At 70.2% G+C, this 17,519-nt stretch carries 17 protein-coding genes; 6 read left to right on the top strand and 11 right to left on the bottom strand.

All coding sequences use genetic code 11. The features are described from left to right. Positions 1 to 160 precede the first annotated feature (160 nt). On the top strand, positions 161 to 1,123 hold the full coding sequence (locus B1L11_RS27170) for a GlxA family transcriptional regulator (protein WP_143737589.1): 963 nt from the start codon (positions 161 to 163) through the stop codon (positions 1,121 to 1,123). Between the two features lie 33 nt (positions 1,124 to 1,156). Here the strand turns inward: B1L11_RS27170 and B1L11_RS27165 are convergent, their stop codons facing one another. Together B1L11_RS27165 and B1L11_RS27160 are read right to left on the bottom strand one after the other, a co-directional pair. Continuing rightward, positions 1,157 to 2,254, bottom strand: coding sequence for a VLRF1 family aeRF1-type release factor (locus B1L11_RS27165; RefSeq protein WP_079317381.1), 1,098 nt, complete (start codon positions 2,252 to 2,254; stop codon positions 1,157 to 1,159). Positions 2,255 to 2,366: 112 nt separating this feature from the next. Beyond that, on the bottom strand, positions 2,367 to 4,751 hold the full coding sequence (locus B1L11_RS27160; protein ID WP_372974733.1) for a phosphoketolase: 2,385 nt from the start codon (positions 4,749 to 4,751) through the stop codon (positions 2,367 to 2,369). A gap of 322 nt (positions 4,752 to 5,073) precedes the next feature. Between B1L11_RS27160 and B1L11_RS27155 the strand changes: the two genes are divergently transcribed. Both B1L11_RS27155 and B1L11_RS27150 read left to right on the top strand, forming a co-directional pair. Beyond that, positions 5,074 to 6,864, top strand: a complete 1,791-nt coding sequence (locus B1L11_RS27155; RefSeq protein WP_079317376.1) for a long-chain fatty acid--CoA ligase — start codon at positions 5,074 to 5,076, stop codon at positions 6,862 to 6,864. A gap of 65 nt (positions 6,865 to 6,929) precedes the next feature. Continuing rightward, positions 6,930 to 8,042, top strand: a complete 1,113-nt coding sequence (locus tag B1L11_RS27150) for an acyltransferase (protein ID WP_256862921.1) — start codon at positions 6,930 to 6,932, stop codon at positions 8,040 to 8,042. Between the two features lie 22 nt (positions 8,043 to 8,064). On the opposite strand, the gene B1L11_RS27145 is transcribed toward B1L11_RS27150, so the two are convergent. Genes B1L11_RS27145 through B1L11_RS27135 form a run of 3 tightly spaced genes read right to left on the bottom strand, consistent with a single transcriptional unit; the run spans position 8,065 to position 10,166 of the window. After that, the gene (locus B1L11_RS27145) at positions 8,065 to 8,367 is read right to left on the bottom strand and encodes a hypothetical protein (protein WP_079317374.1); all 303 of its coding nucleotides are present in this window, start codon (positions 8,365 to 8,367) and stop codon (positions 8,065 to 8,067) included. Between the two features lie 6 nt (positions 8,368 to 8,373). Beyond that, a complete protein-coding gene (lysA, locus tag B1L11_RS27140; RefSeq protein WP_079317372.1) occupies positions 8,374 to 9,702 on the bottom strand; it encodes a diaminopimelate decarboxylase in 1,329 nt (442 codons plus the stop codon). Next, the gene (locus tag B1L11_RS27135; protein ID WP_143737588.1) at positions 9,699 to 10,166 is read right to left on the bottom strand and encodes an Lrp/AsnC family transcriptional regulator; all 468 of its coding nucleotides are present in this window, start codon (positions 10,164 to 10,166) and stop codon (positions 9,699 to 9,701) included. Before B1L11_RS27135 ends, lysA begins: the two co-directional genes overlap by 4 nt. Positions 10,167 to 10,470: 304 nt before the next feature. Between B1L11_RS27135 and B1L11_RS27130 the strand changes: the two genes are divergently transcribed. Beyond that, entirely contained in the window at positions 10,471 to 12,384 is a 1,914-nt protein-coding gene (locus B1L11_RS27130; RefSeq protein WP_372974732.1) for an amino acid transporter, read from the top strand. Positions 12,385 to 12,414: 30 nt separating this feature from the next. Here the strand turns inward: B1L11_RS27130 and B1L11_RS27125 are convergent, their stop codons facing one another. From B1L11_RS27125 to B1L11_RS27100, 6 genes are all read right to left on the bottom strand, one after another. Continuing rightward, positions 12,415 to 12,921, bottom strand: a complete 507-nt coding sequence (locus B1L11_RS27125; protein ID WP_256862919.1) for a DUF1707 domain-containing protein — start codon at positions 12,919 to 12,921, stop codon at positions 12,415 to 12,417. An 8-nt stretch (positions 12,922 to 12,929) separates the two neighbouring features. Beyond that, on the bottom strand, positions 12,930 to 13,733 hold the full coding sequence (locus B1L11_RS27120) for an ABC transporter permease (protein WP_079317365.1): 804 nt from the start codon (positions 13,731 to 13,733) through the stop codon (positions 12,930 to 12,932). A 46-nt stretch (positions 13,734 to 13,779) separates the two neighbouring features. Continuing rightward, the gene (locus B1L11_RS27115) at positions 13,780 to 14,694 is read right to left on the bottom strand and encodes an ATP-binding cassette domain-containing protein (RefSeq protein ID WP_306291717.1); all 915 of its coding nucleotides are present in this window, start codon (positions 14,692 to 14,694) and stop codon (positions 13,780 to 13,782) included. Positions 14,695 to 14,711: 17 nt separating this feature from the next. Then, on the bottom strand, positions 14,712 to 15,641 hold the full coding sequence (locus B1L11_RS27110; protein WP_079317363.1) for a DUF4097 family beta strand repeat-containing protein: 930 nt from the start codon (positions 15,639 to 15,641) through the stop codon (positions 14,712 to 14,714). Next, the gene (locus B1L11_RS27105; RefSeq protein WP_079317361.1) at positions 15,641 to 16,174 is read right to left on the bottom strand and encodes a toxin-antitoxin system HicB family antitoxin; all 534 of its coding nucleotides are present in this window, start codon (positions 16,172 to 16,174) and stop codon (positions 15,641 to 15,643) included. Before B1L11_RS27105 ends, B1L11_RS27110 begins: the two co-directional genes overlap by 1 nt. 206 nt (positions 16,175 to 16,380) lie before the next feature. Beyond that, complete coding sequence (locus B1L11_RS27100) at positions 16,381 to 16,641, bottom strand: SAV_915 family protein (RefSeq protein ID WP_079317359.1); 261 nt, start codon at positions 16,639 to 16,641, stop codon at positions 16,381 to 16,383. Positions 16,642 to 17,038: 397 nt separating this feature from the next. Here B1L11_RS27100 and B1L11_RS27090 point away from each other — a divergent pair, with 397 nt between their 5' ends. Together B1L11_RS27090 and B1L11_RS27085 are read left to right on the top strand one after the other, a co-directional pair. Beyond that, positions 17,039 to 17,128, top strand: a complete 90-nt coding sequence (locus B1L11_RS27090; RefSeq protein ID WP_079317355.1) for a potassium-transporting ATPase subunit F — start codon at positions 17,039 to 17,041, stop codon at positions 17,126 to 17,128. Continuing rightward, a partial coding sequence (locus tag B1L11_RS27085; protein WP_179155343.1) for a potassium-transporting ATPase subunit KdpA occupies positions 17,128 to 17,519 on the top strand: 392 nt, incomplete at its 3' end. The genes B1L11_RS27090 and B1L11_RS27085, both read left to right, overlap by 1 nt.

Genomic DNA, 17,519 nt, shown 5'->3' with positions numbered 1-17,519 from the left:
TTTGGAATATCCCGTTCCATAGCCCCGGAACCAGGGCGCGTATTGAGCTCCGTCCGAGGCCTGGCTCAACTGTCCCGGCGGTGTGAGAAAGCGCCAACGAGGGGGCCGGAAACAGGTCCGGAAACCTTGGCTGTGTGTCTTCCCGACGTAGAGTCGTGCCATGACTCAACGACGTGTGGTCGTGCTCGGATACCATGCGGCGGAGTTGCTGGACATTTCATGCGTGACGTCCAGCCTGATAATGGCGAACCTGCACGGCGCCGTGCCGCTCTACGACGTGTGCCTGGCCACCCCGTCAGGCCTGCCCATCACCTGCGCGAGCGGGTTGACGCTGCAGGGGCAGCAGGCCCTCGAGCACATCACCGGACCGCTGGACACACTCGTGGTGTCGGGGGGAATCGGGCACGAGGACGCCGCCGCCAGCCAAGTGATCGTCGGCCACGTCCGCCGTCTGGCCCGGGAGAGTCGCCGCGTCGCCTCGGTGTGCACGGGCGCGGCGGTGCTGGCCGCCGCCGGCCTGCTCGACGGGCGCCGGGCCACCACTCACTGGAAGTACGGGTACGTACTCGCCACCCGTCACCCGGAAATCACCGTCGACGCCGAGCCGATTTTCATCCGCGACGGCAACGTCGCCACGGCCGCCGGGGTCACGAGCGCCCTCGACCTCACGCTCGCCTTCATCGAAGAGGATCACGGGGCCCCGCTCGCCCGGGAGGTGGCCCGCTACCTGGTGGCCTACCTGCAGCGACCCGGCAACCAGGCCCAGATGAGCATGTTCACGGAAAGCCCGCCGCCGAGCGACAGCCTGGTCAAGCGCGTCGTCGACCACATCACGGGCCACCTGGACGGCGACCTGACCACGGCCTCCCTGGCGGCCGACGCGGGCGTGAGCGAGCGGCATCTCACCCGCCTGTTCCTCAAGCACCTGGGCCAGAGCCCAGGCCGGTACGTACGCCGGGCCCGCACCGAGGCCGCCGCCCATCTCCTCGTCTCCACATCCCTGCCCATGGCCGCCATCGCGGCCCGTTGCGGCTTCGGCACGACTGAAAGCCTCCGGCAGAGCTTCCTCGATCGGTACGGCATCCCGCCCGCGCGCTACCGCCTGACCATGACCATGCGGTAGCGACGAAAGTGATCGCCGCAGCAACCGGTGGGCTCACCAGCGCAGCATCGCGGCCACTCCGCCCGCCTCGGCGAGCTCCTCCGCCGCTCCGGTCTCCAGCACGGTGACGTCGCCTCCGTGCTCGTAGGTGAGCTCGATCATCTCCTCCTCCAGCTCCTCGGGGGTGACGCCCATGGGCTCGGCGTTCCACTGGCCCGCCTCGTCGAGCAGCAGGTGCTCGACCCGGCCCTGCCGCAGCAGGGAGAGGATGTCGTCGAGGCCGACCGCGCCGTTACCGCCCGACAGGGCCAGGTCCCGGGCGCGTACGGCCAGGGCGGCGTCATTCCTGGCCCGCACCTCGTCGAGAGTGGGGCGGACGAACTCCAGCACCTCCGACGGCGACAGGGCGGGATCGAGCACGGCGTCCACCTGGACGATCTCCGGGCCGACCGGCAGCGCCTCGCCCAGCACGGAGGTGTCGCGGGGGTCGCCCACCAGCAGCAGCGTCTCCCAGTCCAGCCGCCGGGCCTGCTCGGCCACGTGCGGGGCCGACTCGCGTAGGAACTTGGTCAGGTGCTCCTCGACGCGCTGGTCGAAGCGGCTGGGGTGGATGTCCCGCTGGGAGAGCCCGGGCAGCGTCGTCGGCTCCTCTCCGGACGAGCCCGCGGTCGCCAGGTCGAAGGTGACCGGCTCCAGCTCCTCGGCCAGGCCGTACCGGCAGTCGAACAGCCGCACGCCGTCACGCCCCACCCTGGCCACCCCGGCGGGTTTGTTGGCCTGTACGGCGGTGACGAGCGGCAGCAGGTAAGCGTGCTCCTTGAGGATGGCGAGGTCACCCACCGGGAGCTGAAGCCACTCGGTGCGTACCTCGTCACCGGCCACCTGCGCGAACAGGGCACGCCCGAGGCCGGGACCGGCCGGGTCGAGCAGCTCGGTGATCTGCGGCTCCAGCAGGTCGAGGCGGAGGCCCACGAGCCTGGCCAGATCCTGGTCGGGGCCTGCGGCCAGCTCCTGGCGCAGCGCGGCGATCTCGTTGCGCAGCCGGGTCCGCCCGGCCTGCGTGCCCGGCTCCATCGTGGTGTAGAGCGACAGCACACCGACCTCGTCGCCGAAGGTTGCCAGCTCGTATAGATCTGTATGGTCGAACACCATGACGCGCTCACCTCCGTAGGCAGGAGCCCTTTGCGCGGGCCCCCGCCGGTAGGGGCGACCCCATTTCGACGAGCCGCCTGTCTTCCCTGGTCAGCGGCCTTCGGGAGCGCCCTCAGCCCTGCTCTGCCCAGTCGCCCAGTGACCAGTCCCGCACCTCCGGCATGTCCTGCAGGTGCTCGACCACGTACCGCTCGTGGCGGAGGAGCTGCTGCTCGCACCACGCCTTCAGCTCGCTCGCCCCGGTGGGGGTCCGCCGCGCGGCCTTCAGCGCGTCGATCACCAGGTGGTACCGGGATGCCCGGTTGCGCACCACCATGTCGAACGGGGTCGTGGTCGTCCCCTCCTCCACGAACCCGCGCACGTGGAACCTTTCCGGGTCCGGCCGGCCGTGCACCAGCTGGTGGATCGCGCCCGGGTAGCCGTGGAAGGCGAACAGCACGTCGACGTGGTCGGTGAACAGCTCCCGGAACAGGATGTCGTCCATGCCGTTCGGGTGGACGGTGCGCGGTGGCAACGTCATCAGATTGACCACGTTGACCACTCTGGTGGCGAAGTGCGGCAGCCGCCGGCGCAGGATGTTCGCCGCCGCGACGGTCTCCATGGTGACCACGTCCCCGGCGCAGGCAAGCACGATGTCCGGGTCCGACCGCCCGTCCTCGGTGCCCGCCCACGGCCACACCCCGGCACCCCGGGCACAGTGGACCACCGCCTCATCCATGGGCAGCCACTGCAGCTGCGGCTGCTTGTCGATGACGACGAGGTTCACGCGCGACCGCGACCGCATGCAGTGGTCGGCCACCGACAGCAGCGTGTTCGCGTCCGGCGGCAGGTAGACCCGGCTGATCGTGCCGCGCTGGGTGATCGCGTTCTGGATCAGGCCGGGCCCCTGGTGGCTGAAACCGTTGTGGTCCTGGCGCCAGGCGGTCGAGGTCAGCAGGATGTTCAGGCTCGGCACCAAAACCCGCCACGCCAGGTCGTGCGCCTCCTGCAGCCGATTCGCATGCTGTACGGTCTGCGAGGCCGACACCATGCCGAACGCCTCGTAGGTGGCGAACCAGCCGTGCCGGCCGGTCAGCGTGTAGCCCACGAGCCAGCCGTGGCAGGCGTGCTCAGAGAGCACCTCCATCACCCGGCCGTCCCGTGATATCGCGACGTCCTCCTCGGTCACGCGCTCCGCGAACGCCCGGTCGGACACCTCGAACACCGCCCCGAGCCGGTTGCTGTTGGTCTCGTCGGGGCAGAAGAGCCGGAACCGATCCGGGTTGCGTCGGTAGATGTCGCGCATGGGCTCGCCGAGCTTGCGGGTCGACTCGAGCCGATCCCTGCCCGGCGCCTGCACCGGCACCGCGTAGTCACGGAAGTCGGGCAGGTCAAGGTCGACGGTGAGCAGGCCCCCGTTGGCGTGCGGGTTGCCGCTCATCCGCAGCTCTCCCTCAGGGTTGATCGACAGCGTCAGCGCCTCGGGCGCGCCGCGGTCGTCGAAGAGCTCCTCGGGCCGGTAGGAGCGCATCCAGTCCTCAAGGATCCGCAGGTGCTCCTTGTTGTTCTTGATTCCGGTCAGTGGCACCTGGTGAGAGCGCCATGTGCCCGACACCCGCACCCCGTCCACCACGTCCGGTCCGGTCCAGCCCTTCGGCGTCCGCAGCACGATCATCGGCCACCGGGGGCGGGTGCCGTCCCAGTCGCCGCCGCGGGCCGCCGCCTGGATCGCCTTGATCGACGCCCACGCCCGCGTCAGCGCGTCGGCGAACCGATAGTGCATGCCGGGCAGGTCGTCACCCTCGACCTCGATCACCTCATACCCGTGCCCGGTCAGCAGGGACCGGACCTCGTCGCGGTCCTTCCGGGCCAGCAGGGTCGGCCCGGCGATCTTCGCGCCGTTCAGGTGGAGGACCGGCAGCACCGCGCCGTCGCGGATCGGGTTCAGGAAGGAGATCCCGTTCCACGACCCCGCCAGCGGACCGGTCTCCGCCTCCCCGTCGCCGACCATCGCCAGGGCGATGAGATCCGGGTTGTCCATCACCGCGCCGAACGCGTGCAGCAGCACGTAGCCGAGCTCACCTCCCTCGTGGATCGAGCCCGGGGTCGGCACCGACGCGTGGCTGGGGATTCCGCCGGGCGTGGAGAACTGGCGGAACAGCCGCAGCAGCCCCACCTCGTCCAGGGTGATGTGCGGGTAGATCTCCGTGTACGCGCCCTCCAGGTAGGCGGCCGCGACCAGCGTCGGGCCGCCGTGCCCGGGACCGGCCAGGTAGATCATCTGCTGCCCGGTGTGCCGGATCAGCCGGGACGCGTGCGCGTACACCAGCGCCAGGCCAGGGCTGGTGCCCCAGTGTCCGAGCAGCCGCGGCTTGATGTGCTCGCCGGCCAGCGGCTCGCGTAGCAGTGGGTTGGCCATCAGGTAGATCTGGCCGACGGTCAGATAGTTGTTGGCACGCCACCACGCGTCTACCGCAGCGATGTCGGCGTCGGTGGGACGGGCGAGCCGGTTCACCACGTCCGCGGTGACGGTGCGGCGCCCGGTTTCGGTGGTTGCCACGAGAGACTCCATCCACCAGGGTGTCCCTGCTTACGGTTTCCCAGGGGGCTCTGATCAGGTGATTCCCTGGATCGTGGGCGTTTTGTCAGTCCACGTGTCGCTTGTTTTCCGGTTGGGGTCATCGGCCTGGGACGCGGTGGGCTGCGCCGTCGTGCGGCCTTCCACGTTTGTGCCGGATGACGTGCGGAAACCAACACAATTGACGGCTTCTCGCAGCAGTACACGCGGCGCCCGGTGCCGCAGTCCGCCTGGTTGGCCTTTCCTCACAGGAGGATGGACGATGCGTGTCCATATGGCCCCGCCCCCGGTGACCGTCGCCCCAGACGCCCAGCTCGCCGACGTGGTGTTCGCCGACGACCGGGTGGACGGCGACATGGTTCTGTTCCAGCGCCGGTCGGCCGCAAGTTGGCGTCCGGTGTCGGCCAGGCAGTTCGCGGCCGACGTTCGCAGCCTGGCTGCCGGCTTCCTCGCCGCCGGGATCCAGCCGGGCGATCGGATCGCCCTGCTGGCCGCCACCAGCTACGAGTGGACGGTGGTGGACTATGCCCTGTGGACGGTGGGAGCGCTGCCGGTCCCGATCTATGAGACCTCCTCGGCCGAGCAGGTCCGCTGGGTGCTGGAGGACGCCGGGCCGGTCGCCGCGGTGGTCGAGCGCGAGTCGCATCGCCGCTTGATCGAGGACGTGGCCGCGAGCCTGTCCGGGCCGCTGCGGGTGTGGCAGATCGACGGCGGCGGGCTGGACCGTCTCCGCGAGGACGGGCGAGACATGGACGACGCCCGGCTACTTGAGCGCCGCCGGGCGGTGTCGGCCGACGACCTGGCGACGATCATCTACACCTCCGGCACCACCGGCCGCCCGAAGGGCTGCATGCTGAGCCACGGCAACCTGCTGTACGAGGCTCGCATCGCGATCGACAGACTGGGGCGGATCTTCGGCCAGAACGCCTCGACCCTGCTGTTCCTGCCGCTGGCGCACGTGTTCGCGCGGGTGATCCAGGTGGCCTGCGTGGAGCAGGGGATCTGCCTGGCGCACAGCGCCGACCAGTCCAGGCTGACCGAGGACCTGGCCGCTGTTAAACCGTCGTTCCTGCTGGCGGTGCCCAGGGTGTTCGAGCGGGTCTACAACGGTGCTCAGCAGCGGGCCCGGGCCGGGGGCAAGGGCAGGATCTTCGCCTGGGCCGACCGGACCGCCGTGGCCTACAGCCAGGCGCTGGACGACGGGCGGCCAAGCCGGCGGTTGCGCCTGGCACATCGCCTGTCCGACCGGCTGGTGTATCGGAGGCTGCGGGCCGCGCTCGGCGGCCGAGTCGGCTACGCGATCTCCGGCGGAGCACCGCTGGGCGCACGGCTGAGCCACTTCTTCCGGGGAATCGGCGTCACCGTGCTGGAGGGCTACGGGCTGACCGAGACCAGCGCCGCCGCGACCGTGAACCTGCCCCACGCGATGAAGATCGGCACGGTGGGGCCACCCCTGCCCGGGGTCGAGATCCGGATCGCCGGCGACGGCGAAATCCTGATCAAGGGCCCGATCCTGTTCCAGGGCTACTGGCGCAACGAGCAGGCGACCAGGGAGAGCCGGACCGCCGACGGCTGGCTGCGCACCGGCGACGTCGGCGCTCTGGACGAGGACGGGTTCCTGACGATCTCAGGCCGCAAGAAGGAGATCATCGTCACCGCCGGCGGCAAGAACCTCGCCCCCGAGCCGCTCGAGGACCGCCTGCGCACCCATCCGCTCATCAGCCAGGCGGTGGTCGTCGGCGACCGGCGGCCGTACACCGCCGCGCTGATCACCCTGGACACCGAGGCGCTGGCGTCATGGAAGCGGGCCGTCGGCAGGCCCGAGCAGGCCGGCCCGGCCGAGCTTCGCGACGATCCGGATCTGCTGGCCACGCTGCAGACGGCCGTGGACGAGGCCAACACGGCGGTGAGCCGGGCTGAATCGATCCGCAGGTTCCGGATCCTTCCCGTCGACCTGACCGAACAGAACGGTTATCTGACCCCGACCCTGAAGGTCAAGCGTGCCTTGGTCCACAAGGACTTCGCAGCCGACATCGAGGAGCTTTACCGCTGAGCCCCAGGCGCCAAGACCGGCAGACCCGCCGGGTCGCGGACAAGCGGTCGACGCTGGACCGGCTGGTGGCGGCCACGCCGGCGTCCCGCGACCGGGTGGTCGACGCCGCCCGCGCGCTGTGCATCGTGGTGGTCACCCTTTGGCACTGGACATTTTCGGTCACCCACCGCACCGCCGACGGCAGCCTCACCATGCCCAACCCCATCCATGCCGTGCCTGGTGGCTGGCTGGCCACCTGGGTGCTGCAGATCATGCCGGTGTTCTTCCTGGTCGGCGGGTACGCCAACCTGGTCGGCTGGCAACGGGCCCAGACGCGCGGGACGACCGCCGGTCAGTTCGTCCGAGACCGGCTGCGCCGGCTGCTTTGGCCGACTGCGGTCTGGGCTCTGGTCTGGCTCGCCGGCGAGCTGATCGCGTCCGCCCTGCCCGGCCCGCACCGGTGGATGTGGGAGTGGTTCCCCGGCTACCTGACGCCGCTGTGGTTCCTGGGCGTGTACGGCCTGCTGATCGCCGCAGTGCCGATCACCACGAGCCTGCACGCCCGCTACGGAGCCTGGGTCCTGGTAGCGCTCGTGCTGCTGATCGCCCTCGGCAGCGTGGCGCACCGCGGCGCCGGCCTGGACTGGGCGGGCTGGGCGACCGCCGCGCTGGTGTGGCTGTTCTGCCATCAACTCGGCTACGCGTGGCGCAGCTGGGAGCTGGGGCGGCGTCCGCCGGCGCAGCGGCTGGCGGTTGCCGGGGCCGGACTGGCCGCGCTGGTCGCGCTGACGGTGGGAGCGGGCTACCCCCTCTCGATGGTGAGCACCGTCGGCACCGAATCCAACCTCTTCCCCACCAACGCCGCCATCGCCGCCCTGGCCGTCTTTCAACTCGGGCTGCTGATCCTGGTCACGCCGGCCGCCGAGCGCCTACTGCGCCGGCCGGCTGTCTGGAAGCCGGTGGTGGCACTCAACGTGTGCGCGTTGACCATCTTTCTCTGGCACATGACCGCTTACCTGGTGGTGCTCTGGGCCTACGAAGGGCTGGGTGGCACCCTGCCGGCGCAGCCAACCGCCGGCTGGTGGGCGCAGCGCTGGCTGTGGCTCGTGGCCCCGTCGGTCGTGCTGGCCGTGCTGGCCGTCCTGTTCGTCCGAGTCGAGCTGGCCGCCCGCCGACCCAGGAGAGGGGCAGGTCGCTGAGACCACATGGACGTTCACCTGATCAATCACGGTTCGAGCGGATACACAGGGTCGCCGACGGCGAACGGGTGTGGGAACGGCCGTCCCGGCCGGTCCAGACGACCTCCACCACCGTAGCGGGCAGAGGAGCGGACCGGGCCGCGGCGACGGGGGTCCGGAGCACCCGTACGACCTGGGCGGTCACCCGCCGATGGCCGTCGGCGTGGGCGTCCGCCTCGCGGGTCAGGAGCGCGCTGACGATCGCGCTGGTCGCGCAGGCGACGATCACCAGGAGCGCGGCCGTCAGGACGCGCTCCGCCGACGAGACGTGCACGATCTTCCCCATGAGTTCTCAGAGGCCGACGTCGCGGCGCAGCAGGTCGTCGAGGCCCTCGCGGCGGACGACGAGGCGCGCCTTGCCCCGGCTCACGGCGACGACCGGCGGGCGCCCGGTCATGTTGTACGTGGAGGCCATCGAGTGGTTGTAGGCGCCGGTGGCGGCGACGGCGAGCACGTCTCCGGGGCGGATGTCGGCGGGCAGCGCGACAGCCTCGGCCAGCGTGTCCCCGCTCTCGCAGTGGTGGCCGACCACCGTGAAGTCGCGCTCGCCCTCGTGCGTCGCCCGGCCGATCATGCGCATCTCATATCGCGAGCCGTACATCGCGGGCCGGGGATTGTCGCTCATGCCTCCGTCGACCGCGACGTACGTACGGCGCAGCCCCTTCTTGACCGCGATCACCCGATAGAGCGTCACGCCGGCGGGCCCGGCGATGGCCCGGCCGGGTTCGACGATCAGCCGCGGCACCGGCAGGCCGATCCCGGCGCAGCGCCTCTCGACGGTCGCCGCCAGTGAGCCGAGCCGTGCGGGAGCCAGGCCGGCCTGCCCGCTCGTGTACGCGATCGCGTGACCGCCGCCGAGGTCGAGCTGGGGCAGCGTCACTCCGTGCGCGTCGCGGATCCGCGCGAGCTGCTCCACCAGCACACGCGCGCTCTGCTCGTACGGCTCGGCGGCGGCGATCTGGGACCCCAGATGGCAGTGCAGGCCGACCAGCTCCAGGCGCGGCTGGCGGAGGATCCGGTTGACCGCCTCCCTCGCCACACCGGCCGCGATCGACAGCCCGAACTTGTGGTCCTCCCCGCCCGTGCGGATGGCGGCGTGCGCCCCGGCTTCGATGTCGGGAATCACCCGCACCAGCACCTTCTGCCGCATCCCGGCGGGAACGAGCGCGGCGAGGCGGTTGATCTCGGTGAGATCGTCGATGACGATGCGGCCGACGCGCTCGTCCACCGCGGCGCGCAACTCCGCCGGGGTCTTGGCGTTGCCGTGGAAGATGATCCGGTCCGCCGGGAAGCCCGCGGCCCTCGCCACGGCCAGCTCACCGGCCGAGCACACGTCGAGGGCGAGCCCCTCGGACCGGACCCAGGCGGCCATGGCCCGGCACCAGAACGCCTTGGCGGCGTACGCGACCTCGGCCCGGGGCAGCGCGGCGCGGTAGGCGCGGCAGCGCAGACGCACGTCCGCCTCGTCCATGACGTACGCCGGGGTGCCGAAGCGCCCGGCCACCTCCGTCAGGTCGACGCCGCCGACCTCCGCACGCCCGTCGGCGCCGAAGCGCGCACCGGCCGGCCAGGGGCCGTCGGCCGTCTCCGTCGCAGGCGAAGGTGTGATCAGCAGGCTCATTTCGTTCTTCTCTCCGCCAGGAGCGCCTGGCCGAGTCCGGTGACCGTACGGGTCACGATCTGGGTGCAGGTGGTGTCGGCGCCCGCCTCGCGGAGCGTCGCCACCGCCACTTCGAGGTCGTCCATGCTCCGGCAGGCCACCCGCACCTCGACGTCGGCGTCGCCGAGCAGGACCAGCGCGCTCAACACCGCGGGCATCTCACGCAGCCGCCGCTCGTAGGCTCCGCATCTCACGTCGTGGCGCAGCCGGACGCGTACGACGGCCTGGATCGGGCGGCCGAACGCCGCCGGGTCCACCTCGACGCGGACGGCGGCCAGCGCTCCACTGTCGCGCAGCCTGCGCAACCGGACGGAGACGGTGCTGTCGCCGAGCGCGAGGTCTCGGGCGAGGGCCCGCACCGGAGCGCGGCCGTCTCGTGCAAGCGCCTGGAGCAGCGACCTGTCGACGTCGTCGAGAGATCTCACCGCACAACGCCTCCTGAACGCTCTGCCGCACCGGACGGGCAAACAACCCGGAAATGGGACACACGACACGCTAAGCACGGGTCGGCCGATGGGCGGGCGATCCTGACGCGATTCCTACGGCGGGCCGCCGAATCTGACGCCTGGTTGACATTCCTCGAACGTCGAAGCCGGGAGCGCCCTGCCGTCACGCTCTGTGATCGAACGACTTCCGCTCTTGACGTCTTCTTGACGCCCTGTCCCCGCTGATGCCGGCGAATGCGCCAGTAGTGTGCATCCGTTGCTTTACGCGTCCTTGATGCCGGAGGTGGCCAGGTTGGCACGTTCTGTCGCCACGCCGGCGGGTCCGGTGCGCGCCTGGTTGCTGGAGGGTCTCCAGACCGATCGCAAGGAGATCGAGCACGGGCCGCACACGAAGCACCCGTGGTGGCGGGTGATGTGCCTGACGGGTGTGGACTACTTCTCCACGCTCGGTTACCAGCCGGGGATCGCGGCGCTCGCGGCCGGGTTCCTGTCTCCGCTCGCCACGGTCTTCCTGGTCGCGCTCACGCTGCTGGGCGCGCTGCCGGTCTACCGCCGGGTGGCCGCCGAGAGCCCGTACGGCCAGGGCTCGATCGCGATGCTGGAGAAGCTGGCGCCGCAGTGGTGGGGCAAGTTGTTCGTCCTGGCCCTGCTCGGGTTCGCGGCCACCGACTTCGTCATCACCATGACGCTGTCGGCCGCCGACGCCACCGCGCACATCCTGGAGAACCCGTTCGCGCCGCACTGGCTCGAGGGGCAGCGGGTGCCCGTCACACTGTTCCTGCTGGCCCTGCTCGGCGGGGTGTTCCTGATGGGCTTCACCGAGGCGATCGGCATCGCGGTGATCCTCGTCCTCGTCTACCTCGGGCTCAACGCCGTCGTCGTGGTCACCTCGATCATCCACGTGCTCCAGGCGCCCCAGGTGGTCGTCGACTGGACGCACGCGCTGGACGCCGGCTACAGCGGTCCGCTGGCCATGATCGGTCTGTCGCTGCTGGTGATGCCGAAGCTCGCGCTGGGAATGTCGGGCTTCGAGACGGGCGTGGCCGTGATGCCGGTCGTCAGGGGCGACGTACGAGAGCGGATCAAGGGCACCAAGCGGCTGCTCACCGTGGCCGCGCTCGTCATGAGCGTCTTCCTGATCTTCTCCAGCTTCGTCACGACCATGCTGATCCCGCACGAGGAGTTCGGGGAGGGCGGCAAGGCGAGCGGCCGCGCGCTGGCCTATCTGGCGCACAGGTTCCTCGGCGAGTGGTTCGGCAGCGTGTACGACGTCTCCACGATCGCGATCCTGTGGTTCGCGGGCGCCTCGGCGATGGCGGGCCTGATCAATCTGGTGCCGCGCTACCTTCCCCGGTACGGCATGGCGCCGGAATGGACCGGTGCGGTGCGGCCCCTGGTGCTCGTCTTCTCGGCGATCGCGTTCGCCATCACGATCATCTTCGACGCCGACGTGGACGCCCAGGGCGGCGCGTACGCCACAGGGGTGCTGGTGCTGATGCTGTCGGCGGCGGTCGCGGTGACGCTGTCGGCGTTCAGGAAGGGCCAGACGGCCGCCTCGATCGGCTTCGGGCTGATCGCGGCGGTCCTCGCCTACACGCTGGTGGACAACGTGGTCGAGCGGCCGGACGGCGTGAAGATCGCCTCCTTCTTCATCGCCGCGATCATCATCACCTCGGTGATCTCCCGCGCCACCCGCTCCACGGAACTACGGGTCACCGAGGTCGACCTGGACCCGTTGGCCGAGCAGTGGGTGAACAGGGCCGGCGGCCTGATCCACCTGATCGCCAACGAGCCCCATCAACGTGACCAGGACGAGTACAACGACAAGCTCCGCGAGCAGTGGATCAACCACCGGCTGCGCAGCGACGAACCGGTGATGTTCGTCGAGGTCACCGTGCCGGACGCCTCGGAGTTCGAGACGGAACTGCACGTCCGGGGCGAGGAGCGCTACGGGCACAGGATCCTGCGGATCGAGAGCTCCGCCGTGCCGAACTCGCTGGCCGCGCTCCTGCTCCACCTCCGCGACCGCACCGGTGCGGTGCCGCACATCTACTTCCACTGGGCCGAGGGGAACCCGGTGCTCGCCATGCTGCGCTACCTGGTGTTCGGCGGCGGCGACGTACCCCCGCTCACCCGCGAGGTGCTGCGCAAGGCGGAGCCGGACCTCGAGCGCAGGCCCCACGTCCACGTCGGCTAGTGGCGCTTCGCGTCGGCGGGGCCTGCCGAGTCATCTCCGCGCGGTGCGGATGGTGAGGCGGCCGTAAGGGAGCTCACCGGTGATCTGGACGTGCAGCTTGCCGGGATATTGGCGGCCCGCCGCCTTGCAGGTCATCTTGCCCCAGCCGATGCGCACCCCGTCGGCGTTCGCGCTCGCGCCGGGGGGCAGGGTGATCGTGGCGCCGCCGTACGCGAGCCACAGCTCGATGTCGATTCGCGTATACGGGATGTGGGCCTGGGACAGGTCGAGCCGTACTCTGCCGTACTCGGAGTCGATGCGCAGCCGGCGCGGGACGTGCCAGTCGCCCGTCCGCGTGATGCGCCCGCCAGTGGCGGCGATGCGGACCGCTTCGTCCGGCAGGTCGGCGACGACCGGCTCCAGCTCGTGGGAGGAGACGGCGGTGAGCGCCAGTTCGAGCCGCTGCTCCAGCTCGGCGGGGCCGAGCCGGCCGTCCGCGTACGCCTGCTGGACCAGCTCCACCGCCCTGTCACGCTCCCGGTCGGGGACGTGTCCCATCGCGTGGCTCATCGACTGACGGCTCTCTTGTACAGCCGCGTGGCCAGCGGCACGAACACGACCAGGAGCAGGACCGACCACAGCAGCGACACCGGCACCGCATGCCGCAGCGGCCAGGCGCCGGGCACCGGGAGGGCCGGGCTGGTGTTGCCGAACAGTTCGCGGGCGGCCTGGACGAGTGTGGAGACCGGGTTCCATTCGGCGATCGGCTTCAGCGGCCCCGGCAGCCGCGTGCTGTCGACGAAGGCGTTGGACAGGAAGACCAGCGGGAACGACAGGATGGTGGCGATGTTGTTGAAGACCTCGGGCGTGCGCAGGGCCAGCGCGACCGTGGCCGTCACCCAGGAGAAGGCGTACGCGAACAGCAGCAGCATCAGGAACCCGAGGGCGGCCTCGAAGGGCGAGCTGTGGATGCGCCATCCGACGAGCAGTCCGACGATCGCCATGGTGGCGATGCTGGTGAAGTTCATGATCACGTCGCTGACGGTCTGGCCGGTCAGCACCGCCGAGGGCGACATCGGCAGGGTACGGAACCGGTCGAAGATGCCCCTCTGCAGGTCCTGGGTCAGTGTGTAGCCGGTGATCTGGGCGCTGGTGACGATCGTCATGACGAAGATCCCGGGCAGCAGGTACTCCCCGTACGACATGCCGGGCAGGCTGATCATGCTGCCGAAGACGTAGGTGAACAGCAGCACGAACACGATCGGGAGCATGACCACGCCGCCCAGCAGGTCGGGGGCTCGCCGGATCTTCAGGGCGTTGCGCTTGGTGATCGTCACGCCGTCGGCGACGGCCAGCCGCAGGGTGTTCATCGGACGGTCTCCTTGATGTTCTCGTCGGCCTGGTGTCCCGTGAGGCTCAGGAACACGTCGTCCAGAGTCGGCCTGCGCAGGCGGCATCGCGTACGGTGATCCGCTCGGCGGCCAGGTGGCCGAGCGCCTCGGTCAGCGTGGCCGCGCCGCCGGCCACCGGAATCGTCACCTGCAAGGCGGCGGCGTCGATCTGCATGTCCCCGACGGCCAGCGGCGCCAGCGTCCTGGCGGCGCTCTCCAGGTTCGCCGTGCTGGTCACCGACAGTTGAATCCGGTCGCCGCCGACCTGGTCCTTCAGCTCGTCGGCCGTGCCGAGCGCGATCACGCGCCCGTGGTCGACCACCGCGATGCGGTCGGCGAGCCGGTCGGCCTCCTCCAGGTACTGGGTGGTGAGCAGCACCGTCGTGCCGCCCGCGACGAGCTCGGCGATGACATCCCACAGCCCGATCCTGGCCCGGGGGTCCAGGCCGGTGGTGGGCTCGTCGAGGAACAGCACGGGCGGGTTGGCGACCAGCGCGCCGGCCAGGTCGAGCCGGCGTCGCATGCCGCCCGAGTAGCCTCGCACCGGCCGGTCGGCGGCGTCGGCCAGGTCGAAGCGGTCCAGCAGCTCGCGGGCGCGCTGCCTGCTGCTCCTGGTGCCCAGGTGGTAGAGGCGGCCGACCATCTCCAGGTTCTCCGCGCCGGTGAGGTGGTCGTCCACGGCGGCGTACTGGCCGGAGGCGCCGATGTGCGCACGCAGCCGGTGGGCGTCACGGACGACGTCGAACCCGGCCACCGTGGCGCGACCGGCGTCCGGCTTGAGCAGCGTGGTGAGGATTCGCACCGTGGTGGTCTTGCCGGCGCCGTTCGGGCCGAGCAGCCCGAACACCGTTCCCTCGGGGACGGTCAGCTCCATTCCGTCGAGGGCGGCCACGTCGCCGTATTTCTTGACCAAGCCCTCGGCCACGATCGCGTCTGGCATGGGATTCTCCTCGGTTGTCAGGAACGGTGGATGACGACGTCGCCATAGGTGGTGTGGGTCCGCACCTCGACGATCCGGTCCGTCTGGCCGGGGGCGTCGCTGGGGTCGAGGGAGACGTCCACGGTGCCGTACGTGGAGCTCACGTCCAGCCAGGCGGCGGTGCCCTCCCGGATCCCGAGATCCAGGCCGCCGCCCGTCGTCTCCATGACGACCGAGCCGGACACCACCTCGCCGATCCGCACGCTGGCGTACGCGGTCTTGGCGGCGACGCCGGCCAGGGCGCGGTCGACGGTGATGTCGCCGTGGGCGCTGTTCAGCCGCAGTTCGCCGGTCACCTCGCGGATGCGGACGGCGCCGTGGGAGGTCTTGACCGCGGCGGTGCCGTCGACCTCGCCTATGTGGATGCCGCCGTGGGTCGTGGTGACCTCGGCATGCCCGGACGCGCGGCTGACCGAGATCTCGCCGTGGGTGCTCTTCACCCGTAGCCGACCGGCCTGTTCGATCCGGATGTCGCCATAGGAGGTGGTGAGCGTCACCTCGCCGAGCGGTCCCCGGCACAGGACGGTCCCCGCCGTCTTGGCGTCGAGGCGGGAGCCGGCCGGCAGGTCGATCGTCACGTCGGCCGAGCCCGGGCCGAGCAGCAGCGAACGCGCCCAGTTCGTGGGCGATTCGACGAGCTTGCCGAGCGAAAGGCCCCAGCCGGAGGCGGAGCCCGCGTGCTCCTTGTCGGCCCGCACGAGGAGCCTGCCATCGGCGTAGTCCACCTGGGTGTGCCGGGCGGCCTCGACGTCGGCGTCGTTGAATTCGTCGCTCGGGCGGACTTCGACGACGGTGTCGGTGCGGTCGCTCGCGTTGATCCGGACGGTGGCGGTCGCCATGTCGAGGACGGCGAGGATGGGGCGTGCCGTCTCGAAGGTCCACACTCCGGCTTTCTTGTCGCCGGCCATCAGCGCACCCAACCGCTGTAGCGGTTGCCGGTCTGCTGCGCCGGCCGCCGCCCGGAACGGCGGGCCGCGTTGCCGGAGTCGAGCGCGGCGGCGACGGCGCGGACCAGCCAGGCGTTGACCGACAACCCCTCGCGTGTGGCCGCCTCCTCGATACGCGGCTTGAGGTGCTCGGGGATCCGCAACGAGATCCGGGACGTCCCGCCCTCGTCGGCGTCCGGCGGTGGTGGCGGGGCGGGCGGTCTCTCGACCTGCCCGATCTCCCCCTCCCCCTCGTACGAGCGGGCGCTCTGGGGTGGTGGCGTCACGACGAAACCGGGATCGCGCCCGCGTAGGCGCACCTCGACCGAGCCGGGTGCGAGGTCCTGGGTGATCTCGTCCGCTGCGGCGGACAGAGCCTCCAGCAGCGCGAGCCGGGTGGCCGATTCGAGCGTCGCGGCGAGGCGCTCGGCCAGAGCACGGGCTTCCTCGCCGCCGGCCCCGGCGACCATCGCGAGTTCGCGCCGGAGGTGATCGACATAAGGCGCTAGATCCATGACGCCATCATGACATCATGATGGCGTCATAACAATCCCAAACTGCACCCCTGCACGACGTCATAGCGGCGCCATAAGCTTCCCGCTCGGGGAACGCGCAGGTGAGCGCCGGGATCCCCGTTCTTCGCCGGAGAGCGGGTTCCCGGCCGTCGGCGGCTGCCCGAACCGGTCATCCTGGTCGGTGAGGTTCTGCTGGAGGATGCACATCACGCGGTCCTGGAGATCGGCCGGCTCGTCGTGCCGGCGGGGTCGATCACGATGCCGATTCCGCTGAGATCATTGATCATGCTCCGCAGCGCGGGCTCGCTCAGACGGATCCAGTCCTGGTCGCCGCCCAGCACCTTCTTCAGCCGGAGCGGCGAGGTGAAGGCCACCGCCGTCCGCTTGCCCGCGGCCGTCCGGAACAGGCGCAGCGCCAGGGAGAACGTACTGCGGCGAACCGGCACATATAACGGATCTTCGAGCATGTCATGCCTTCCAGAGGACTTCTACGAAGGCGACGTTAGAACCCGCGCGACCAGCGGGAACGCCATCGCTACGGAATCTCGACGCCGGGCCGCGGAAAGCTGACGCGGCGTTGATGGATCGCCGCCAGCCGGGTCGTGTCTTCGGGACAGCACGACCCCTCTTGGTCCCCGAACGGCCGCGTAGAGACGGCGTAAATGTTCCGGCACCCGTCGTATGGGAGGCATCAGGAACATCAACACTTCTTGAATCCGGCGCTTTGCTGATTCATGGCCGTCTGTCCGGCGGTCAGGCAAGCATCCGGATTTGAGGAAGTGAGATGGCTGACGTCATCTTCGTCGTCCTGACGGTCGCGATATTCGCGATCTGCGGGCTGGTGGTGAAGGCGGTGGAGCGCCTGTGAGCGCTGTCAACGCCGTGGGTCTGGTCGTGGCCGCCGTCCTGGTGATCTTCATGATCGCGGCCCTGCTGTTCCCGGAGCGTTTCTGATGTCGCCGACCACGGCCGGGATCGTGTTCATCGGATCCCTCGTCGTCGCCCTGGTGCTGACGCACAGGCCGCTCGGCGACTACATGTACCGCGTTTACAGCGGCACGCGGCACCTGGCCGTCGAGCGAGTGATCTACCGTCTCGTCGGTGTCCGGCCGGACGCCGAGCAGCGGTGGAACGTCTACGCCCGCGGCGTGCTCGCCTTCTCGGCCGTCTCGATCCTGTTCCTCTACGCCTTCCAGCGCCTGCAGGACAAACTACTGCTGAGCCTCGGCTTTCCCGGAGTGACGGACCACGTCGCCTGGAACACCGCGGTCAGCTTCGTGACGAACACCAACTGGCAGGCGTACTCGGGTGAGTCCACGATGGGCCACCTGGTGCAGATGGCCGG

This window comes from Microbispora sp. GKU 823 (assembly GCF_002027145.1).
In the GTDB taxonomy this organism is placed as follows: domain Bacteria; phylum Actinomycetota; class Actinomycetes; order Streptosporangiales; family Streptosporangiaceae; genus Microbispora; species Microbispora siamensis.
This window is presented reverse-complemented; position numbering and strand designations above follow the sequence as displayed.